At 41.0% G+C, this 1,089-nt stretch carries 3 protein-coding genes; all 3 read left to right on the forward strand.

The features are described 5' to 3' along the window. The first annotated feature begins 113 nt into the window (after positions 1–113). The gene (rpsR, locus tag BG32_RS13740) at positions 114–347 is read left to right on the forward strand and encodes a 30S ribosomal protein S18 (RefSeq protein ID WP_006492673.1); all 234 of its coding nucleotides are present in this window, start codon (positions 114–116) and stop codon (positions 345–347) included. A gap of 49 nt (positions 348–396) precedes the next feature. Further along, entirely contained in the window at positions 397–852 is a 456-nt protein-coding gene (rplI, locus tag BG32_RS13745) for a 50S ribosomal protein L9 (RefSeq protein WP_006492674.1), read from the forward strand. Position 853: 1 nt separating this feature from the next. After that, positions 854–1,089: MBL fold metallo-hydrolase (locus BG32_RS13750; protein ID WP_121526993.1), on the forward strand; the 236-nt coding region annotated here is incomplete at its 3' end.

Here is a 1,089-nt window from a genome sequence, read left to right on the forward strand (position 1 = left end):
TTCAGGATACTAATGTGGTTGAAAGCACTGAAAACGATGACATTACTTTCTTTGGAAGTGAAACTGAAGATTCGGGGAGCGACGATATCCCGTTCTAAATCAGGAGGAATATTATGGTAAGAGACAATAGGCGAAGAGGAAGAAGCAGAAGAAAGTGCAGACTCTGTGGTTCAAAGACAACTTACATTGATTATAAGAATATCTCCTTGCTACGCGATTATGTTACTGAAAAGGGAAAGATCATCCCTAAGAGAATCACGGGAAATTGTGCCAAGCATCAGCGAATGGTTAAGGAAGCTATTCAAAGGGCGAGATTCATGGCATTGCTTCCTTATACAAAAGAGTGATCGGATCTTGAGGGAGGCGAAGAGCCTCCCTTTTTTAAGGAGGTTCTCGATGAAGGTTATTCTTCTTAAGGATGTAAGTAATATTGGAAAAACCGGTGAAGTGAAGAATGTGTCAGATGGTTACGGTAGAAACTTCCTTATTCCGAAAGGTTTTGCGGTTGAAGCCAATGCGAAAGAACTGGCCAAATTGAAGCAGATCCAAAAGCAAAAGGAAGAAAAGGAAGAACGCATAAGGAAATCCAGTGAAGATCTACTGCATGAGCTGCAGAAACATCACTTCATAATAAAGGCGAAGTCAGGAACCAGCGGGAAGCTTTTTGGAGCAGTTACATCCGGCGACATCGCGAATCACATAAGAAATTCTCTTGGTGTTGAAATAGACAAGAAAGAGATAGATCTTGGGGATCATATAAAACAGACCGGTGAGTACAGAATTGATATCAAACTTCCAGGCAACGTAAAGGGTAAGATTGCTTTGAAAGTAGAAGGCCTGGAGGAAGAGTGAATTGGAGTTTCAAATATTCTCCAAGGCTCTGTATTCAACTTGGATTTTATATAGGCCTGAAAGGATTCTCTTCGACGTCGGTGAAGGGATCTCTACTATACTTGGAAACAGCGTCTATGCAATAAAGGATATCTTTTTGACTCACGGTCACGTTGATCACATATCGGGGCTTTGGGGTCTAATAAATACTAGAAACACTGCTATGGGAGACCGAAACAAGCAGCTAAGAATAAATTT

It is taken from the genome of Mesotoga sp. HF07.pep.5.2.highcov, from assembly GCF_003666285.1.
GTDB lineage: Bacteria > Thermotogota > Thermotogae > Petrotogales > Kosmotogaceae > Mesotoga > Mesotoga prima.